This is a genomic window from Saccharothrix coeruleofusca, assembly GCF_017876325.1.
In the GTDB taxonomy this organism is placed as follows: domain Bacteria; phylum Actinomycetota; class Actinomycetes; order Mycobacteriales; family Pseudonocardiaceae; genus Actinosynnema; species Actinosynnema coeruleofuscum.
On the sequence record NZ_JAGINV010000001.1, the window covers coordinates 1,205,811 to 1,223,624 of the forward strand.

The 17,814-nt window shown below is 72.8% G+C and carries 21 protein-coding genes; 8 read left to right on the forward strand and 13 right to left on the reverse strand.

The annotated features are described in order from the left end of the window. The 4 genes from JOF41_RS05760 to JOF41_RS05775 form a co-directional block, all read right to left on the reverse strand. The gene (locus JOF41_RS05760; RefSeq protein ID WP_189225402.1) at positions 1–1,026 is read right to left on the reverse strand and encodes a ferric reductase-like transmembrane domain-containing protein; all 1,026 of its coding nucleotides are present in this window, start codon (positions 1,024–1,026) and stop codon (positions 1–3) included. Positions 1,027–1,131: 105 nt separating this feature from the next. Beyond that, positions 1,132–1,734, reverse strand: a complete 603-nt coding sequence (locus JOF41_RS05765; protein WP_189225403.1) for a TetR/AcrR family transcriptional regulator — start codon at positions 1,732–1,734, stop codon at positions 1,132–1,134. Positions 1,735–1,816: 82 nt separating this feature from the next. Beyond that, positions 1,817–2,398 (reverse strand): DM13 domain-containing protein, encoded by a 582-nt coding sequence (locus JOF41_RS05770; protein WP_189225404.1) that lies wholly within the window; start codon positions 2,396–2,398, stop codon positions 1,817–1,819. A gap of 93 nt (positions 2,399–2,491) precedes the next feature. After that, entirely contained in the window at positions 2,492–3,349 is an 858-nt protein-coding gene (locus tag JOF41_RS05775; RefSeq protein ID WP_209616711.1) for a helix-turn-helix transcriptional regulator, read from the reverse strand. A gap of 155 nt (positions 3,350–3,504) precedes the next feature. On the opposite strand from JOF41_RS05775, the gene JOF41_RS05780 reads away from it, so the two are divergent. Beyond that, positions 3,505–4,569, forward strand: a complete 1,065-nt coding sequence (locus tag JOF41_RS05780; RefSeq protein ID WP_209616727.1) for an aldo/keto reductase — start codon at positions 3,505–3,507, stop codon at positions 4,567–4,569. Between the two features lie 13 nt (positions 4,570–4,582). Here JOF41_RS05780 and JOF41_RS05785 read toward each other — a convergent pair whose 3' ends face one another. Continuing rightward, positions 4,583–5,182 carry a TetR/AcrR family transcriptional regulator gene (locus JOF41_RS05785; protein ID WP_189225407.1) on the reverse strand — a complete coding sequence of 200 codons (600 nt, stop codon included), beginning with the start codon at positions 5,180–5,182 and terminating at the stop codon, positions 4,583–4,585. Between the two features lie 123 nt (positions 5,183–5,305). Between JOF41_RS05785 and JOF41_RS05790 the strand changes: the two genes are divergently transcribed. Next, positions 5,306–5,710 (forward strand): Dabb family protein, encoded by a 405-nt coding sequence (locus JOF41_RS05790; RefSeq protein ID WP_189225408.1) that lies wholly within the window; start codon positions 5,306–5,308, stop codon positions 5,708–5,710. Positions 5,711–5,832: 122 nt separating this feature from the next. Beyond that, a complete protein-coding gene (locus JOF41_RS05795) occupies positions 5,833–6,747 on the forward strand; it encodes an NAD-dependent epimerase/dehydratase family protein (RefSeq protein WP_209616730.1) in 915 nt (304 codons plus the stop codon). Here JOF41_RS05795 and JOF41_RS05800 read toward each other — a convergent pair. The 3 genes from JOF41_RS05800 to JOF41_RS05810 all read right to left on the reverse strand — a co-directional run bounded on the left by JOF41_RS05800 (position 6,744) and on the right by JOF41_RS05810 (position 9,622). Then, positions 6,744–8,132 (reverse strand): sensor histidine kinase, encoded by a 1,389-nt coding sequence (locus JOF41_RS05800; protein ID WP_209616733.1) that lies wholly within the window; start codon positions 8,130–8,132, stop codon positions 6,744–6,746. The two genes, JOF41_RS05795 and JOF41_RS05800, sit on opposite strands and share 4 nt — an antisense overlap. After that, complete coding sequence (locus JOF41_RS05805; RefSeq protein ID WP_189225411.1) at positions 8,129–8,815, reverse strand: response regulator transcription factor; 687 nt, start codon at positions 8,813–8,815, stop codon at positions 8,129–8,131. The genes JOF41_RS05800 and JOF41_RS05805 overlap by 4 nt, the downstream gene beginning before the upstream one ends. A 357-nt stretch (positions 8,816–9,172) precedes the next feature. Further along, the gene (locus JOF41_RS05810; protein ID WP_189225412.1) at positions 9,173–9,622 is read right to left on the reverse strand and encodes a MarR family winged helix-turn-helix transcriptional regulator; all 450 of its coding nucleotides are present in this window, start codon (positions 9,620–9,622) and stop codon (positions 9,173–9,175) included. A gap of 82 nt (positions 9,623–9,704) precedes the next feature. On the opposite strand from JOF41_RS05810, the gene JOF41_RS38150 reads away from it, so the two are divergent. Continuing rightward, positions 9,705–10,628, forward strand: a complete 924-nt coding sequence (locus tag JOF41_RS38150) for a quinone oxidoreductase family protein (RefSeq protein ID WP_209616736.1) — start codon at positions 9,705–9,707, stop codon at positions 10,626–10,628. A gap of 356 nt (positions 10,629–10,984) precedes the next feature. Here the strand turns inward: JOF41_RS38150 and JOF41_RS05820 are convergent, their stop codons facing one another. Continuing rightward, complete coding sequence (locus JOF41_RS05820) at positions 10,985–11,254, reverse strand: helix-turn-helix domain-containing protein (RefSeq protein ID WP_189225414.1); 270 nt, start codon at positions 11,252–11,254, stop codon at positions 10,985–10,987. Between the two features lie 85 nt (positions 11,255–11,339). Between JOF41_RS05820 and map the strand changes: the two genes are divergently transcribed. Beyond that, on the forward strand, positions 11,340–12,164 hold the full coding sequence (map, locus tag JOF41_RS05825; protein WP_209616750.1) for a type I methionyl aminopeptidase: 825 nt from the start codon (positions 11,340–11,342) through the stop codon (positions 12,162–12,164). Between the two features lie 74 nt (positions 12,165–12,238). Then, the gene (locus JOF41_RS05830) at positions 12,239–12,433 is read left to right on the forward strand and encodes a hypothetical protein (RefSeq protein ID WP_209616753.1); all 195 of its coding nucleotides are present in this window, start codon (positions 12,239–12,241) and stop codon (positions 12,431–12,433) included. 78 nt (positions 12,434–12,511) lie between these two features. Here the strand turns inward: JOF41_RS05830 and JOF41_RS05835 are convergent, their stop codons facing one another. The 3 genes from JOF41_RS05835 to JOF41_RS05845 all read right to left on the reverse strand — a co-directional run bounded on the left by JOF41_RS05835 (position 12,512) and on the right by JOF41_RS05845 (position 14,880). Continuing rightward, positions 12,512–13,255, reverse strand: coding sequence for an SDR family NAD(P)-dependent oxidoreductase (locus JOF41_RS05835; protein ID WP_189225416.1), 744 nt, complete (start codon positions 13,253–13,255; stop codon positions 12,512–12,514). After that, positions 13,252–14,313, reverse strand: coding sequence for an alkene reductase (locus tag JOF41_RS05840; protein ID WP_209616756.1), 1,062 nt, complete (start codon positions 14,311–14,313; stop codon positions 13,252–13,254). Before JOF41_RS05840 ends, JOF41_RS05835 begins: the two co-directional genes overlap by 4 nt. A 111-nt stretch (positions 14,314–14,424) precedes the next feature. After that, on the reverse strand, positions 14,425–14,880 hold the full coding sequence (locus JOF41_RS05845) for a MarR family winged helix-turn-helix transcriptional regulator (protein WP_189225418.1): 456 nt from the start codon (positions 14,878–14,880) through the stop codon (positions 14,425–14,427). 587 nt (positions 14,881–15,467) lie between these two features. On the opposite strand from JOF41_RS05845, the gene JOF41_RS05850 reads away from it, so the two are divergent. Further along, positions 15,468–16,076, forward strand: coding sequence for an NAD(P)-dependent oxidoreductase (locus JOF41_RS05850; protein WP_209616759.1), 609 nt, complete (start codon positions 15,468–15,470; stop codon positions 16,074–16,076). Here the strand turns inward: JOF41_RS05850 and JOF41_RS05855 are convergent. Further along, on the reverse strand, positions 16,073–16,972 hold the full coding sequence (locus JOF41_RS05855) for a LysR family transcriptional regulator (RefSeq protein ID WP_209616762.1): 900 nt from the start codon (positions 16,970–16,972) through the stop codon (positions 16,073–16,075). The genes JOF41_RS05850 and JOF41_RS05855 overlap by 4 nt on opposite strands. Positions 16,973–17,027: 55 nt before the next feature. On the opposite strand from JOF41_RS05855, the gene JOF41_RS05860 reads away from it, so the two are divergent. Continuing rightward, positions 17,028–17,807: an inositol monophosphatase family protein gene (locus JOF41_RS05860; protein ID WP_209616765.1), complete on the forward strand. Its 780-nt coding sequence runs from the start codon at positions 17,028–17,030 to the stop codon at positions 17,805–17,807. Positions 17,808–17,814 lie beyond the last annotated feature (7 nt).

Genomic DNA, 17,814 nt, shown 5'->3' on the forward strand with positions numbered 1-17,814 from the left:
TCAGCGGACCGGCGAACCCCGCTCGGCGCGCCGGACCAGGGCGACCGCCACGACCACCGCCACGGTGAAGACCGCGAACCCGAGCCACACCATCCACGGCAGCACCGACAGACCCGCGCTGTGGTGCGCGCCGGGGGTGCGTCCGCCGTCCCGGCCGCTGACCACCACGGCGACCAGCGCGCCGATCGCGCCGACGACCGCCAGCAGCGCCACCGCCCGCCTGCCGGTCACCAGCACGCCCCTGGTCCGCCCGAGCCGCTCGGCGGGGCGCGCCGGGGCGAGCAGCCGGGCCAGCAGCAGCGCGGCGACCGGCAGCTGCAGGACCCACAGGGTGGTGCGGGGCCAGCCGTCGAACCAGACGTTCGTGCCGTACAGCAGGGTGTGCCAGACGCTGAGGACGTAGACGGCGATCACGAACCGGTGCAGCGCCCGCCACACCCGAGCGCCGGTGCGGGCGCGCAGGTAGTAGGCCAGCCCCAGCGGGATGGCGAGGTAGAACGCCAGCAGCCCGAGCAGGATCGCGACCCGGCCGGTGCCCGACTGGTACCCGCCGGGCACGAACACCTCGACGAACGCGGTGCCGAACCGGCCCGCCCAGTCCAGGCCGTGCTCGTTGGAGCGCACCAGTTCGGCGAAGAACCAGAAGGCGTGGGCGAACATCAGCCCGATCGTGGTCAGGCTGGTGGCGCGGTGCCACCGCTCGACGGCGACCGGTGACAGGCGCGACCACGCCGGTCGGGCGCTGGAGCGGACCAGCCCCAGCACGGTCGTCAGCCACGCCCACAGCAGCGCCGTCCAGCCGAACGCCTGGCACAGCCAGTACATCAGGTAGGTGTCGGCGTCGGCGAGGTACGGCATCACCGCGAGGGTCGCCGAAGTCCCGGACCGCACTCGCGCGTAGAGCCACGCGAAGATCGCCGCCGTGATCAGCAGCGCGGCCGTGGCGTCGAGCACGGCTGTTCGCAAGTCCGCCCGCAGCCCCGGCCCGCGCCGGGCGCTCTCGATCGTCGCCTCCACCTGGATCATCGTGCTGGCACCTCCGCGACCGGGATGACGCCGATGCGCCTCCTCGTCAGAGAGTCGGACGCGCGGGGTGGAAAGTTCCCGCGCGATCACGCGCCGGGGACCGGGTCAGCCCACCGGCCGCGCGTTCGCGGCGAACAGGTGGTCCAGGCAGAGGTCCAGCGCGACCTCCAGGTGCGTCGCGGAACCGGTGGAGAGCAGCACGCTGACGCCGCCCTGGATGGCGGTGATCACGGCCGCGGCCGTGCGGTCGGCGTCGAGGTCCGGGCCGATCCCGCCCGCCGCCCGCGTGGCCTCGATGCCCGCCCGCACAGCCGCCTGCCACCGCCGGATCAGCTGCGTCGTGACGGCCTGGGCGGCCGGGCTGTACCGGCCCACGTCGGCGATCAGCACGCCCAGCGGGCAGTGCGGCCCCTGGTCGCGGCAGGTCTCGACGATGGCGTCGCGCCACGCCTCCCACGCCGTGCGCGAGTCGAGCTCGTGCAAGTACGGCTCCTGGTCCTGGAACACCCGCTCGGCCTCGAACTCGGTGACCGCGAGCAGCAGCTGCTCCCGGCCCTGGGGGAAGTAGTGGAACAGCTGGCTCTTGCCGGTGCCGCTGCGCCTGCACACGTCGTCGAGGGTGGTGGCGATCGTGCCGCGTTCGCGGATCTCGGCCGCGGCGGCCTCCACGATGCGCAGACGGGTGGCGGCGCCCTTGGGGGTGGTCACACCGTCAACTGTACTCTTCGGTACATTTTTCCGGTCTCGACGCGACGGGCAGCGCTGGTGGCGGGCGTCCCGGCGGAAGGGATCACGCGGCGTTCTTGGCCAGTTCCGCGGCACCGAAGGAGACGTCGAAGCGGTCGCACCAGATGGTCACGCTGGAGTAGCGGTCGAGGTCGAGATCGGCGGGCAGTTCGTAGTTCTGGCTGCCCTTGTTGCCCTTGAGCTTCCCCGCGCTCACGTAGGCGCCGTCGTCGAACACGCCCCAGCCGTCCTTGCCCGGCTTGACCGGTGCGTCGGTGACCCAGACGTGGAGGTCGGGCCCGTTGCTGGTGCTGATGTCCTCCAAGCGCAGCACCAGCGCCCCGTCGGGCAGCCGCACGATCCGCACGGTGCCGCTGGTCTCGTGCTCGTGGCTGATCAGCGCGCCGGTCGCCAGCGTCCGGGGCTCGGACGGCGTCGGCGACACCGCCGAGCTCGGCGCGTCGGACGGGAGCTGGTCCTCCGCCTGCTGGGTCCGGCTCGGCAGGGCCAGGTCCTCGTGCACCGCCTCGTCCACCCAGAGCTTCCACGGCTGGAACCAGTACATCCCCGCGGCCAGCACGACGAGGCCGACCGCCAGGACCCCGATCACCCAGGACCTCGCCCGCCCGCGCCGGGTCCAGTTCATTCCGTCCTCCCGACAACCCGTTGTTCCCCCCGACATCCAACCGGACGGCCGGTCGTGCGCGGCGGGATTGCCGGTTACCGAGTTCTTACGGGATCAGCGTTCCCGCGGGACAGCGGAGGACTCGCCCCGTCGGTCGCGGCTGGCGGCCAGCGAGCCGAGCAGGCCCAGGGCGTCCGCGCTGGGGCTGTCCGCCGGGGCGTGGTACACGACCAGCAGCAGGCCGGAGGAGCCGCGCACGTCGAAGGTCTGGTAGTCCAGCGTCAGCAGGCCGACGTCGGGGTGCCGGAACCGCTTGGACTCCCTGGTCTTGCCGCGCACGTCGTGCCGCTGCCAGAGGTCGCGGAACGCCGTGCTGCCGGTGGTGAGCTCGTCGAGCAGTTCGAGCAGCCTCGGCTCGCGGGGGTCGTGGCCCTGCGCCAGCCGCAGGTGTCCGGTGGCGGAGTGCGCCATTACCTCCCAGTCCGCGTAGAAGTCGCGTCCGGCGGGGTCGAGGAAGGTCATCCTGGCCAGGTTGCCGGTCTCGGCGAAGCCCGAGTGCAGCGCCCGCCCGAGTTCGTTCTCGGCGACGACGTCCAAGGTGCGGTTGATCACGTAGGCGGGCGTCGTCAGCCACATCTCCAGCAGCGCGGGCAGTTCGGGGCCGATCCGCCCGCCACTGGCGGCCGGGGTGCCCGGTGCGGTGCGGTTGGCCAGGCGGTAGGCGTGCGCCCGCGCGTCGGCGTCCAGGTCGAGGGCGCGGGCCAGCGCGTCCAGCACCTGCTCGGACGGGTGCCGCTCGCGACCCTGCTCCAGCCGGGTGTAGTAGTCGGCGCTGAGGCCGGCGAGCACCGCGACCTCCTCGCGCCGCAGCCCGGACACCCGCCGGTACCCCGATCCCGTGAGAGCCGCCGGATGCGGCCGGGCCGCCGCCCGGCGTGCCCGCAGGAACGCTCCCAACCCCTCGTCGTCCACGCCCCCGAGGCTACTTCGCCACCGCGCCGGGTTCCTGGGTGCGCCGCACCCGGGAAGTCGCCGGCCTGGTCGCCGCCCGCGCGGCGGGGCAGCGTGGGGGCTGCGGGCGAGCTCTCGCCACGCCTTCCCGATCGGCACTAACACGAGGGACATCCATGCGCTACACGCTTCTGGGCCGCTCCGGCATCCGCGTCTCCGAGTTCGCGCTCGGCTCCATGACCTTCGGCGAGGACTGGGGGTGGGGTGCGCCCGCCGAGACCAGCAGCAGGATGCTGGACCTCTACGCCGACGCGGGCGGGAACTTCATCGACACCGCGAACGTCTACACCGGCGGCACTTCGGAGTCGATCATCGGCCGCGCCCTGCGGGGTCGTCGCGACCGCTTCGTGCTCGCGACGAAGTACACCGCGCAGACCGCGCCCGGCGACCTGAACACGGCGGGCAACCACCGCAAGAACCTGGTCACCTCGCTGGAGGCCAGCCTGCGCCGTCTGGAAACCGACTACGTCGACGTCCTCTGGGTGCACGCCCGCGACACCCTCACCCCGCTGCCGGAGCTGATGCGCGCGCTGGACGACCAGGTCCGGGCGGGCAAGGTGCTGCACGTCGGGGTCTCGGACTGGTCGGCGTGGGAGATCGCGCAGGCGAACACCCTCGCGGAGCTGCGCGGCTGGTCGCCGTTCGTCGGCGTCCAGCTGCGCTACAACCTGCTGGCCCGCTCGGTCGAGTCCGAGCTGACGCCCATGGCGCAGGCCCACGACCTCGCCGTCGTCGCCTGGGGCCCGCTCGCCGAGGGACGGCTGACCGGCAAGTACCTCGACGGCGCGCAGGGCCGCCTCACCCGCGGCGGCTGGGACTTCAGCGGTGAGCGCGGCGACCACGTGGTGCGCGAGGTCGTCGCCGTCGCCGAGGCCGGTGGCTGGACCCCCGCCCAGGTCGCGCTCGCGTGGCTGCGCGCACGGCCCGGCACCGTCATCCCGCTGCTGGGCGCCACCAGCGAGCAGCAGTTGGCCGCCAACCTCGGCGCGCTCGAGGTCGCCCTCGACGACGAGGTCCTGCGCGCGCTCGACGAGATCAGCGCTCCCGAGCTCGGCTTCCCGCACGACGTCATGGCGGAGGAGGACATGATCGGTCTCGTCTACGGCGACCAGTGGCGGCAGGTCGCCGACCGCAGGCGGGCCTCCCGCCGTCCCGTCAACGACGACCACCGGCTCGTCTGAGGGCCGCCGGGGCTCATCCGCCGCCCTGGCCGCGCCAGCCGAGGAGGATCGCGCCGAGCGCCTGCTCGGCGAGCCGCTGCGCGCGTTGGCCGCCGATGGTGTCGAAGTGGCCGAGCGAGGCTATGCCGTACAGCGTTCCCCACACGATCTCGCAGGCGTCGGCGTGGTCGGCCAGCACCACGCCGTGCGCGTCCGACCAGGTGGTGAGCAGCTCCAGCAGGAGGTCGACGGTCGGCTGCGCGGCGCGCCTGCGCGCGTCCGCGTCGACCGCGCTGTCGTTCATGGCCTGGTAGAGGGAGGGGTGCTCGCCCGCGAACCGCACGTACTCGCGGGCCACGCGCAGCACGCGCCGGTCGACGTCGGGTTCCTCGTCGGCGATGCGCCTGGCCTGGGCCAGCATCAGGTCGTAGCCGTGCGCGATCAGCTCCAGCACGAGCGCGTCCTTGTTGGCGAAGTGCTGGTAGACCACCGGTGCGGTGTACTCCACCTCGGCCGCGATGCGCCGGATCGTCAACGCGGCGGCGCCCTCGGTTTCGAGGACGTGCAGCGCGACCTCGACGATCCGGTCGCGGGTCCGCGCCCGTTCGCGGGCGCGTCGTGTGCTGCTGGGCATGTCCCGTCACTCCGCTTCGCTGGTTTCCCAGGACAGTAGTCGCCCCTTCCTTGACAGCGTCGCCGCGCCGCCGTTAGGTTAACGACGTTAGAAGATCTAACGTCGTTAGAAACGAGGCGGGCAGTGATCTACCACATCAACCGGGCCAAGGTGAAGGCGAGCGCGACGCCGGAGCAGATCGAGGCGGCGCTGGAGGGGTGGCGCGCCCAGGGCCGCTCGATCCCCGCGGTCAAGTCCTTCGTCGTGGGCCGCGACCACGGCGGCGACTTCCAGTACAGCGCGGTGTTCGTCGTGGAGGACCTGGACGGGCTCTTCGAGTACCTGACGCACCCGACGACCTACCACACCGACAGCATCGGGCTGGACCTGGCCGAGGAGCTCCACATCTTCGACGTCAGCGACGACGACGACCCCGAGCTGAACGCGAAGATCCAGCAGCTGCACCGGCGCCGCAACGCGCACAACCCCAGGGTGGCCGAGCTGCTGGCAGGCGTGCCCGCCTACCAGGGCTCCGGTGTGGACGACTGACCGCGCCCGGAACCAGCCCACGTCAACCGAACCACCGCTCAGCGGCGTCGCGCTCGCCCGCGATGCCGCCCACGCGGTCGCCGCTCCCGGCGAGGAGCGGTCATCCCGGAGGAAAGCCAGCCATGGCTCAACACGTCATCATCGGGGCCGGGTCCATCGGCACGAACGTCGCGCGGCTGCTGGCCGAGCGCGGCGAGAGCGTCCGGATCGTCACGCGCCGCGGCTCGGGCCCCGAGCACCCCCTGGTCGAGCGCGTCGCCGCGAACGCGTCCGACGCGACCCGCGCGATCGAGCTGTCCCGCGGCGCCAAGGCGATCTACCACTGCGCGAACCCGCCCTCGTACACCTCGTGGGAGCGCGAGCTGCCGCCACTGCAGACGGCGCTGATCGCCGCGGCGAAGGCCAACGACGCGGTCCTGGTCCTCACCGCGGGCCTGTACGCCTACGGCGAGCAGCCAGGGGGGCGGATGGACGAGCGCACCCCGATGGCCGCCACCGGGCGCAAGGGCCGCCTGCGCAAGCGCCTGTGGGAGCAAGCGCTTGCCGCTGGCATCCGCACCGTCGAGGTCCGGGGCGCCGACTACGTCGGCAAGGACGCGGTCAGCCTCTACTCCCTGGTCCTCGGTCCGGCCATGGAGAAGGGCCGCGCCGCCTTCATCCCGGGGAACCTGGACGTGCCGCACACCTTCACCTGCAACAGCGACATGGCCAGGGCGCTGGTCACGCTCGCCCTGGACGAGCGGGCGTGGGGGCGGGCCTGGCACGTGCCGTCCCCGCCCGCCATCACCATCCGCGAACTCGCCCGGCGCTACGCCGCCGCGGCGGGCAAACCCCCGATCAAGCTCGTCCAGCTGCCGCGCTTCGCCATGCGCGCGGCCGGGGTGCTCGTGCCGATGGCCCGCGAGATGGCCGAGATGGACTACCAGTGGTACGCCCCGTTCCACCTGGACGCGACCGAGACGGCCCGCACCTTCGGCCTGACCGCCACCGACATCGACGTGGCCATCCGCGAGCAGGTCGGCGCGGTCCGGGTCTAACCGGGGGCGGGACTGCTCGCGGCGTCGGGGGCGGGCAGGAGCCTGCGGGCGCCGATGGTGAAGCCGATCGTCGCCCCGCCGCCCGCCCGGTTCCTGGCGAAGGTCGTCCCGTCGTGGGCTTCGGCGATACCCGCCACGATGGCCAGGCCCAGACCGGAGCCGGGCAGCGATCGCGAGGTGTCCGCGCGGTAGAAGCGGTCGAAGATCCGGTCGAGGTCCCCGGCGTCCAGGCCGGGGCCGCGGTCGGACACGGCGATCGTGCCCGCGCGGACCTTGACGGTGATGGCGCCGGTGCCCCCGGTGTCGAACTTCGCCGCGTTCTCCAGCAGGTTGCCCACGGCGCGCTCCAGCGCGAGCCGCTGCCCCCGCACCCGCGTCCGGTCGGAGTCGACGTCGATCTCGCGCTCGGTGCGGCGGCGCGCCCGCGTGGCCGCGCCGCGGACGACCTCGGCGAGGGCGACGTCGCTGTCCTCCTCGTCGACCCCCCTGGCCAGCGCCAGCGCGATCAGCTCGTCGACCAGGTGGGACAGCTCCCTGGTCTCGCCCTCCACGTCGGCGAGCAGCCGCGCGCGCGAGTCCGGCCCGAGCCGGTCGAGGCGGCGCAGCACGCTGGCGTTGGTGCGCAGGCTGGTGAGGGGCGTGCGCAGTTCGTGCGCGATGTCCTGGATCAGCCGCTCCTGCGCTTCCCGCGCGTCCGCCAGCCTGCGCAGCATGGTGTTGAACGACGACGACAGCCGGGCCACCTCGTCCCGCCCCCGCACCGGAACCCCGCCCGCGCCCAAGCCGGTGGCGCTGACCTCCTCGGCGGTCGCGGTCAGCCGCACCAGCCGCCGGGTGATCCGGCGGGCCAGCACCCAGCCCAGGCAGGCGGCGACCGCGGCCACGAGCAGGGCCAGCACGGCGATCTCCTTGGCCAACCCGCTCATCACCCGCCGGGACTGGTTGATGTCGATGCCGACCTGCACCGCGCCGCCGCCGTCCCCCAGGGACGTGGTCAGCACCCGGTAGGTGTCGTACCGCACGATCACCTCCGCCATGCGCGTCGCGCCGCGGTCGGCTCCGGCGGCGAGCGCCCGGTCGGCGGCGCTGACCGGGAAGGTCACGGCTCGTCCGCCGAGCGGCGTGGTGGTGCCGTCGGCTGCCACGCGCTGCGCGGTCAGCGGCAGCGGCTCCTTCCCGCCCTCGCCGTCGGTGGCGTTGGTGACCGGGTGGTGCAGCACCGCGTGGTGCCCGTCGATGACCGCGGCGGCGGCCGTGCGCAGGCCGCGCTCCACCTCGCCGCTGACGCGCTCGACCGCGGAGCGGAAGCCGAGCACGCCGACCACCGCCGCGACGAGCGCGGCGACGAGGGCGAAGGCGAGGGCGAATCGGGTCGCGAGGTTCACGGGCACCGCACCGCGTAGCCGACGCCGCGCACCGTGTGGATCACCGACGAGGCTCCCGCCGCGGCCAGCTTGCGCCGCAGGTATCCGACGTAGACGGCCAGGTTCTTGGAGTCCCCGCCGAAGTCGAAGCCCCAGATCCGCTCGTAGACCGTCGAGTGGTCGAGCACCACGCCCTCGTTGCGCATGAGCAGCTCCAGCAGGTCGAATTCGGTCTTGGTCAGGTTCAGCTCGGTCGCCGCCCACCACGCGCGGCGACTGGCCGGGTCCAGCCGCAGCGCGCCCACCGACAGGGCGCGGTCACCGGTGTCCGCCGACGGCTCGGCCCTGCGCAGCAGCGCGCGCAGCCGGGCGAGGAGCTCGTCGAGCTCGAAGGGCTTGGGCAGGTAGTCGTCGGCGCCCGCGTCCAGACCGGCGACCCGGTCGGAGGTCTCGACCATCGCGGTGAGCATCAGCACCGGCACCTGGTCGCCCTCCGCCCGCAGGAGCCGGACGACGCCGAGCCCGTCGAGCCCCGGCATCAACACGTCCAGGACGAGGACGTCGAACCGCTGCCCGCGCGCTCGGGTCACCGCCTTCACCCCGTCGTCGACCTCGACCACGGAGTAGCCCTCCAGCTCCAGCGCGCGGACGAGCGACTCGCGGATCGCGCGGTCGTCATCGGCGATCAGCACGGTGCGGGTCATCCAGTTCCTTCCCCCCGTTTCGACCGTCGCCGGTGATTCTCGCCGAGGTTTTCACCGCACAGCACCGGAATCGGCACTGAGGACGGTAGGAACCTGGTGAGAATCCGCCTGCCAGGTCGCGGCACGCGCGGTGAAACCCGCGGCGGACCATCGTGTTCGCGGTCGGGGCGTCCGCATCGTCGCAGTGCTCGCTCGCCCACTGCCCGCGCAGCGGCACGTCGACCGGCCACAGTGGACAATCGAGCGTGGTTGAGGCGGTGGCGAGCGGGCAGAGGTCAGTGGCCTGGTGCTGTCGTTGCTCCCGATCCGCTGTGCCGCGGCGGTCCGGTGGGGCTGGGAAGCGCACTCGCACCGGGCTCACGGCGCGTTGAGCCACCTCTCCTCGTCGCTGTGCCCCGAGTTGCCCGCGATGGTGTCGAGCAGGTGGGTGAGCAGGTGGCGGTCGGCAGGCTCCAGGCGGTCGGTGAAGGGCGCGAGGGTCGCGTTGACCTCCTCCTGCAGCCGTTCGGCGAGCTCACGCCCCGCCGGGGTGATGGTCACGTCGACCACCCGGCGGTCCTCCGGGGACTTGCCCCGTGCCACCAGGCCGCGCCGCTCGGCGCGTTCGACCAGACCGGACATCGTGGACTTGTCCAGGCCCAGGAAGGCCGCGAGGTCGGTCATGCGCGGCCTGCGGTCGCGCAGCAGGCCGAGCAGCCGCAGCTGCGTCAGCGACAGGTCGTGCTCCGAGCCGATGCGGGTGAGCACGGCCATCACCCGGAAGGACACCCGGACGAGGGCGTCCTCGAGCGCGTCGTCAGGTTTCATGCCGTGATCCTACTTGACATGGTTTGTACTACCAACCATCCTGGATATAGTTGGTAGTACAAACCGATTTGAGGAGTGATCCGTGCACGCCGCAATCGTCACCAGCTTCGACACCCCGCCCCACTACGGCGAGCACCCCGACCCGGTCGTGGGCGGCGAGGGGGAGATGGTCGTGGAGGTCCTCGCGGCCGGTCTGCACCGGCTGGTCAAGGCGCGGGCGACCGGGCAGCACTACAGCAGCACCGGCACGTTCCCGCTCGTGCCCGGTGTCGACGGCGTCGTGCGCGACCAGCAGGGCAACCTCAGGTACGCGGTCGTGGAAGGCGCCGCGGGCACCTTCGCCGAGCGGACGGTGATCGACCCCAGGCGCAGCGTGGTGCTGCCGGACGACGTCGACCCGGTGCGCATCGCTGCCGCGATGAACCCGGCCATGTCGTCCTGGGTCGCGCTGCGCCGCCGCATCGCGTTCCAGAAGGGCCAGAGCGTCCTCGTGCTCGGCGCCACCGGCAGCTCCGGGCGCATGGCGGTGCAGATCGCCAAGCGGTTCGGCGCCGAGCGCGTGATCGCCGCCGGGCGCGACGCCGCCCGGCTCGCCCCGCTGACCGACCTGGGCGCGGACGAGACGGTGACCTTCGACCAGGCCGACCGCGCCGCCGACGTCGACGTCGTCATCGACTACGTGTGGGGAGAGCCCGCCGCGCTGGCGATGGCCGCGATGATCACCACCCGGCGGGACCGCCGAGCCCCGCTGGACTGGATCCAGATCGGGTCGGTGGCCGGGCAGACCGCTCCCGTCGACTCCGCGCTGCTGCGCGCCTCCCGGCTCCAGCTCTGCGGCAGCGGCATCGGGTCGCTCTCGCCCCGCGACCTCCTCGAGGAGCTGCCGGAACTGGCCGTCGCGGTGCACAGCGGCGAGATCGAGGTGCGGTCGCGGCCCGTGCCCCTCGCCCGGATCGCCGAGACGTGGGACGCGCGGACCGACGACCGCATCGTCTACGTCCCGTAGCGGTTGCGTGCAGGCCGCGCCCGTCCGCCCGAAGGGGGATTACGCCTTCCTCGTTGAAGCGTTGCCTCGTCGTCGGTCTCGGCATCAGCGGTCTGGCCGCCGCCATCCGGCTGCGCCAGGTCGGCTGGGAGCCGGTGATCGTGGAACGAGCGCGCGCCCGCCGGTCGGCATCGAGCAGGACGAGACCGGGGTCGAAGTCGCCCTGGAGCGCGGCGGCGCGGCCGTCATCGAGCGGTTCGCCCTCGTCGTGGGCGCGGATGGGCTGCGGTGCCCCCTGTCGCCCCTGGCGGAGCTGCGCGCCGGGCTCCACGCGGCGTAGCCCGCGCGGTTCGGCGAGCAGGTGTCCACGGGGACGGCTACGAGACGGCTCCCAGCGGCAGGTCGTCGCCCCGCCAGGCGGCGGCCAGCTCCTGCACCGGCAGGCCGAGCGCCTCGCCGAGGCAGACGATGGTGCCGAAGCCGGGGGAGGGCAGCCGCCCGGTCTCGATCTTGCGCAGGGTCTCCGGCGAGACGCCCGCCGCGTGGGCGACCTCCGCCAGGTCGCGTCCGGCCCGCGCCCGGCGCAGCCGGGCACCCAGGCGCCTGCCTGCTTCGACCTGCTCGGGCGTGAGCGGTTGGCGGACCATGCCCCCAGGATACGACTGGTATTACTATACCGGCAAGTGCTAGCGTCCGGTATAACTATACCGACCACCGTGACGCGAGGTAATCGTGATCGAGCTGAAGACGCCTGCGGAGATCGAGCGCATGCACGTGACCGGGCGGTTCGTCGCCGAGGTGCTCTCCGAGGTCGGCCGACTCGCCGACGTGGGCGTCAACCTGCTCGACCTGGAGCACCACGCGCGCGGCATGATCGCGGAGCGCGGGGCCGAGTCGTGCTACTGGGACTACGCCCCGTCCTTCGGCAAGGGCCCCTTCCGCAACGTCATCTGCCTGTCGGTCAACGACGCCGTCCTGCACGGCCTGCCCCACGACTACGTGCTGCGCGACGGCGACGTGCTCAGCGCCGACCTCGCGGTCAGCATCGACGGCTGGGCGGCCGACTCGGCGCGCACGATCGTGGTCGGCACCGCGGCCGAGGAGGACCTGCGGGTCATCCGCGCCACCGAGGAAGCGCTGGAGGCGGCGATCGACGCGGCGCGTCCGGGCAACCGCCTGGGTGACATCTCGGCGGCCATCTGGGCGGTGGCCCGCGATCACGGCTACCCGGTCAACACCGAGTTCGGCGGCCACGGCATCGGCCGCACCATGCACGAGGACCTCCACGTGCCCAACAAGGGCAAGCCGGGGCGCGGCCCCCGGCTCCGGCCGGGGCTGACCCTCGCCCTCGAACCCTGGTTCGCCCGCACGACCGACCGGATCGTCTACGACGCCGACGGCTGGACCATCCGGTCGGCGGACGGCTCGCGCGCGGCCCACTCCGAGCACACGGTGGCCATCACCGAGGACGGCCCCCTGGTGCTCACCCGACGTGAGTCGGAGACCCCGGCCACGCGGGCTGGCCGCGCCATCCGATCGTCCACGGCGGACGCTTAGAGCGCCCTCGGCCGACCGCGGTCAGGTGCGGTCGCGCCTACGATGTGCGCGGCGCACGGCGGCGGCCCTGCGCGGTGCGAGGAGGTGCGCGTGCCCGAGGCCGGGCCGGCCAGGCCCTGCGCCGCGAGGTCGAGCTGACCTGGCGCGGGCTGGAGGAGATGACGGTGCGCGGCCTCGACGACGACGAGCGGGTCGCCGTGCGGCAGGTGCTCGAACGGCTGGAGGGCAACCTCGGCCGGGCGCTGGGCGAGGACGACGGGCCGGTGTGAGCGCCGGTCGCCGATCTCCGGTCCGCCGCGCTCCCGCGTCGGGGACGGGAGCGCGGCGGACCGGAGATCGCGAGTCGGTCAGGTGGCGAAACCGCCGTCCACGTTCAGGGTCGCGCCCGTGATGAAGCCCGCGTCCGGCCCCGCGAGGTGGGCGACCAGGCCCGCGATCTCCTCGGGCACGCCGTAGCGGCCCAGCGGGGTCGCCACGCGCATGATCTTGGCGTCCGCCCCGTCGGCGGGGTTCAGGTCGGTGTCCACCGCGCCCGGTTGGACCAGGTTCACGGTGATCCCCCTCGGCGCGAGCTCGCGGGCCGCAGCCTTGGTGAACCCGACCAGCGCGGCCTTGGTGGCGGAGTAGCCGACCATGCCGGGGACGAGCGCCCGCTCGGCGAAGACGCTGCCCGTGGTGATCACCCGCCCGCCGCGGTCGAAGTGCTTGATCGCCTCCCTGGTCGCCGCGAAGGTCCCGCGCACGTTCACCCGGTACAGCTGGTCCAGGTCCTCGTCCGACAGCTCCTCCAGCGGCGCGGGGGCGCCGATGCCCGCGTTGTTGACCAGGACGTCCAGTCGGCCGAACAGCTCGACCGCCCGCGCGACCGCGGCCCGCACGGCGTCGGAGTCGGCGTTGTCGGCCTGCGCCGCCGCCGCGCGCCCACCCCGCTCGTTGATGCCGTCCACGACTCGCCGCGCGGCGTCGGCCGACGAGGAGTAGGTGATCAGGACCGCGGCGCCGTCCCGCGCCAGGCGGTTGGCGACGGCCGCGCCGATCCCCCGCGAGGCGCCGGTCACCACGGCCACCTGGTCGGCCAGTGCGCCGGTCATCGGGAGAGGAACGGGTAGTCCGTGTACCCGTGCTCGTCGCCGCCGTAGAAGGAAGCGGGGTCCGGGGCGTTCAGCGGCGCGCCCGTGCGCAGCCGTTCGACCAGGTCGGGGTTGGCCAGCGCCTGTACGCCCACGGTGACCACGTCGGCCAGGCCCGAGCTGATGTCCCGCACCCGCGTGTCGATGTCGGCGCCGGGCCGGTTGAGCAGGAAGGCCGTCGGCCACAGCTCCCGCAGCTCGCGCACCAGTTCCGCGTCGTCGCCGTGCACCACGTGCAGGTAGGCCGGGTTCACCGGGGCCAGCGCCCGCACCAGCGCCGAGTACAGCTCGCGGGTGTCGTCCTCGGCGATGTCGTTGTACGGGTTGCCGGGGGACAGGCGGATGCCCGTGCGGTTCGCGCCGATCTCGTCGGCCACGGCCTCCACCACCTCGACGGCGAAGCGGATGCGGTTGGCGATCGAACCGCCGTAGCGGTCGGTTCGCCGGTTGGTGTTGCTTGCCAGGAACTGGTGCACCAGGTACCCGTTCGCGCCGTGGATCTCGACGCCGTCCGCGCCCGCCTCGATCGCCTTGGCGGCGGCGGCGCGGAAGTCCTCGACGGTGGCCGACACCTCGTCAGTGCTCAGCTCGCGGGGCTCCGGCATCTCCTGGGCGCCCTGGAAGGTGAACATCACACCCGCCGGGCGCACCGCCGACGGCGCCACCGGCTGCCTGCCGTGCGGGGTGTTCGCCGGGTGCGCGATGCGGCCCGCGTGCATGAGCTGGATGACGACGTGCCCGCCCGCGTGGTGCACGGCGTCGGTGACCCGCCGCCACCCCGCGACCTGCTCCTCGGTGTGGATGCCGGGGGTGAGCAGGTAGCCCTGCCCGTCCGCGGAGGGCTGGGTGCCCTCGGTGATGAGCAGTCCCATCGAGGCGCGCTGGGCGTAGTAGAGGGCGTTGAGCTCCGTAGGCACCCCTTCGGGTGTCGCCCGGTCGCGTGTCATGGGTGCCATCGCCAGGCGGTGCTCCAGCGAGATGTCCCCCACCTTGACCGGGGTCCACAACTGCTCGTCCATCGGTTTCCCTTCATCGTGTGGTCGACCACATGATGCGCCGGATTTTATGTGGCCGACCACATTATGTGGCGCGGATCTCCGCCGGACCCGACCGGGGGACGGGTCCGACCGTCAGCCGAGCTGGTCGACCACCTTGGCGGCCAGCGCGACGAACTGGCGGCGCTCCTGCTCGGTCAGCCCCCGCGTGGTGGCCTCTTCGAGCTCTCGCCACTTGGCCTTGGTGCGCTCCTCAAGCGCGCGTCCCTCGGCGGTGAGCGAGACCACCTTCACCCTGGCGTCGGACTCGTCGGCGGTGCGGACCACCAGTCCCGAGTTCTCCAGCCGCCGCACCGACTTGGCGATCGTCGAGTGGTCCAGCTTCAGCGCCTCGACCAACTGCTTCTGCGACCGGCCGTCCTGCTCCCACAGCTGCATCAGGATCAGCTCCTGCCCTGGGAACAGGCCGCAGTCGGCCAGCAGCGCGGCGGCCAGGGCGCGGTGCTGGCGGGCCAGCGCGAAGATCGCGAAGCTCACCGGGTGGTGACGCGCGAGGGGGTCCTCCACGAGGGCCCGGCTGGGCGTTGTCATGCCGCGACCGTACCCACCGCCCGCGGTGGTCGCCGCCTCCGGCGGGCTCAACCGGTGTCCCGGAGAAGTCGAGCAGGACGGCGGCCTGCGCGTTCGCCTTCACGGCCTCGAACGGGGTGCAGCGGACCCGGCCCATCGTGCCGACCTGGTGGTCGATCGGCGGGACAGCGGTGTTGCCGACGTCCAGGTGGGTGACCGGCATGGTGCCTCCGCTTCCGTCCGTTGTGGACTCCTGATGACCGGTGTCGGCAGAGTCCCGTCGAGGACCGCCCGTGACGCACTCAGGCGGAGCGCATGATCACCTGTTCGAACAGGTAACTAACCGAGGTCGTGCTTTGTCGCGCCCCAGGTGACCTGGATCGCGACCTGAGGTGTTGCGCCGGTTGGCCGGCACGATTCGGTTCACCTGGGTCACCGGGTGGGCCGAGGTTCGCGACTCAGACCGGGAAGCTGCTCGATCAGCTGTCTCGTCGGCTCGCTTCGACGGGCCTGCGGAGCCGGGCGGCAGGCTCAATTGCGTTCCGGTAAATCACTTCTTGCCAATCTTGCATTTGATGTGAATTGAAGATTTCTCTAGCGTTTTCGGCATGCACCTCATCGTTCTCGCGGCTTCCGGCCGCACCGGTCTCGCGATCACCCGACGAGCGCTGCGACGCGGTCACACCGTCACCGCGATCGCCCGCAGACCCGAGCGCATCGCCCTCCCGGACGCCGCCTGCCTGCGCAAGGTGGCGGCCGACGTGAACGACCCGGCGAGCGTCGCCGCCGTTGTCGACGGGAATTCCGTCGTCCTGTCCGCCCTCGGCGCGGACCGACCGGGAATTCTCACGGCGGGGGCCAAGGCGGTCGTCGCGGCCGAACCTCGGCGCGTCATCTGGCTCGGCGCGTACGGCACGGGCGAGTCCGCCGCCGCGGCCGGAGCGGCCGCCGCAATCCTCGTGGAACTGCTGGGCGACCGACTGCCGGACAAGGTCGAGGCCGACAACACCGTCCTCGCCGCCGGGGGCACCGTCTTCCACGCCGGGGTGCTCGACGACGGACCGGAGAGCCCCGACCGGCGCACGGTCGGCCTGGACGCCGCGCCGCCGTTCGACCTCGGCGCGAAGGTCAGCCGGGAAACCGTCGCCGCGGCCATGCTCGACGAGGCCGAGGCGCCCCGCTTCGCGGGCGCGGTGGCGCTGCCGCTGGCCGCTTAGCCCGCGACGACCTCCGCGAGGCAGGTCCGCACCTGGTCGCGCAGCCAGGTGTGGGCGGGGTCGGAGTCGTAGCGCTGGTGCCAGGTGCAGTTGATCGCCGCGGCGGGGAACTCGACCGGCAGCGGTCGGGTGATCAGCCCGAACGCCTCGGTGAGCGGACGGCTCAGCACCGCCGTGGTGGTGACCAGGACATCGCTGCGACCCACCACCTGCAGGGCCATGGGCACGGTCGCCACGGCCGCGACCACGCGGCGGCGCAGACCCTCGGCGGCCAGCAGGTCGTCGATCGGCGCGGTGAGGCGGCCGCGCCGGGAGACCAGCACGTGCGGCTGCGCCGCGTACGAGCGCAGGTCGAGGCCGTCGGCGCAGGGGTGGCCCGGACGCATCACCACGACGAGCGGGTCGTGGCCGAGGACCTCGGACCGGAACTCGGGCAGGTCCGGCGCGTCACCGCCGAGCGCCAGTTCGATCCGGCCGTGCCGCAGGTCGTCGGTGTCGCCGGAGTGCTCGGCCAGCACCCGCAGCCGCACACCGGGGGCCTGCTGCTGGAGCCTGCCGATCAGCACCGGGACCAGCGTCGTGGCCAGCACGTCGTGGCACTGGATCGTGAAGGTGCGCTCCAGTTCCGCGAGGTCGAGCCGCCTGCTCGGGGAGAGCAGCCGGTGCGCCTGGCCGACCAGCCGGTGGACGTCCTCCCGGATGGCCAGCGCGTACGGCGTGGGGGTCATCGTGTGGCCCGTGCGCACCAGGATGTCGTCGCCGGTCGCGGAGCGGAGCCGACCGAGCGCGCGGCTGACCGCGGGTGAGGACAGGTGCAGGCGCTCGGCCGCGCCCATCACGCTGCCCTCCTCCAGCAGGGCGTCGAGCACGGTGAGCAGATTCAGATCTGCTTGCACAGCGGCAAATCCTACCCAACCGAAGAACCACCGAACCTGAGGACAGGGGAAGCAGATGACCGAAGACCTGCTCGCGGCCACCACCGGGGCCGTCCGCCGCGCCGGAGAACGACTGCTGCGGCGCTACTCCACCAAAACGCGCCAAGCCGGGCTCGCCGAGCTCCTCGCGGCCGCCGAGGACAACGACGCGGCCGTGGTCGACGCGCTGCGGCCCGCGCTGGCGCGGATCCTGCCGGAAGCGGGCTGGCTCAACGACGAGCACGGATCGGGTCCGCTGGACACCGGCCAGTGGTGGCTCATCGACCCGGTCGGCGGCAACATCAACGCGGTGCACGGCATGACCGACTGGAACGTCGGCGTGAGCCTGGTCCGCGACGGGCGCCCGGTGCTGGCGGTGCTCTACTTCCCGCTGCTGGACCAGATGTTCACGGCCACCGAGGGCGGCGGGGCGTTCCTCAACGGTGTGCGGCTGCGGGTGTCGGACAAGACGTCGCTGGAGGGCGCCCTGGTCGGCACCGGCCAGGCCAAGCCCGGCCAGGACGCGGGCGTCGCGGAGCGGATGGGCTCCTCCTTCGCCGCGATGGTGAAGGCGGCCATCTACGTGCGCGTCTCGGTGCCGGTGACCCACCAGCTCGCCCAGGTCGCCGCGGGCCGGATGGACCTGCACTGGCAGTTCGACCAGGTGCGCTCCCACGTGGCGGGCGTCCTGCTGGTCCGGGAAGCGGGCGGCGTCGTCACCGACCTCCACGGCGAGCCGTGGCGGCTCACCAGCCGGGACTACCTCGCCGCCGCGCCCGGCGTGCACGCCGCCGCGCTGGAAGTCCTCGCCGCCTGACCGGCGT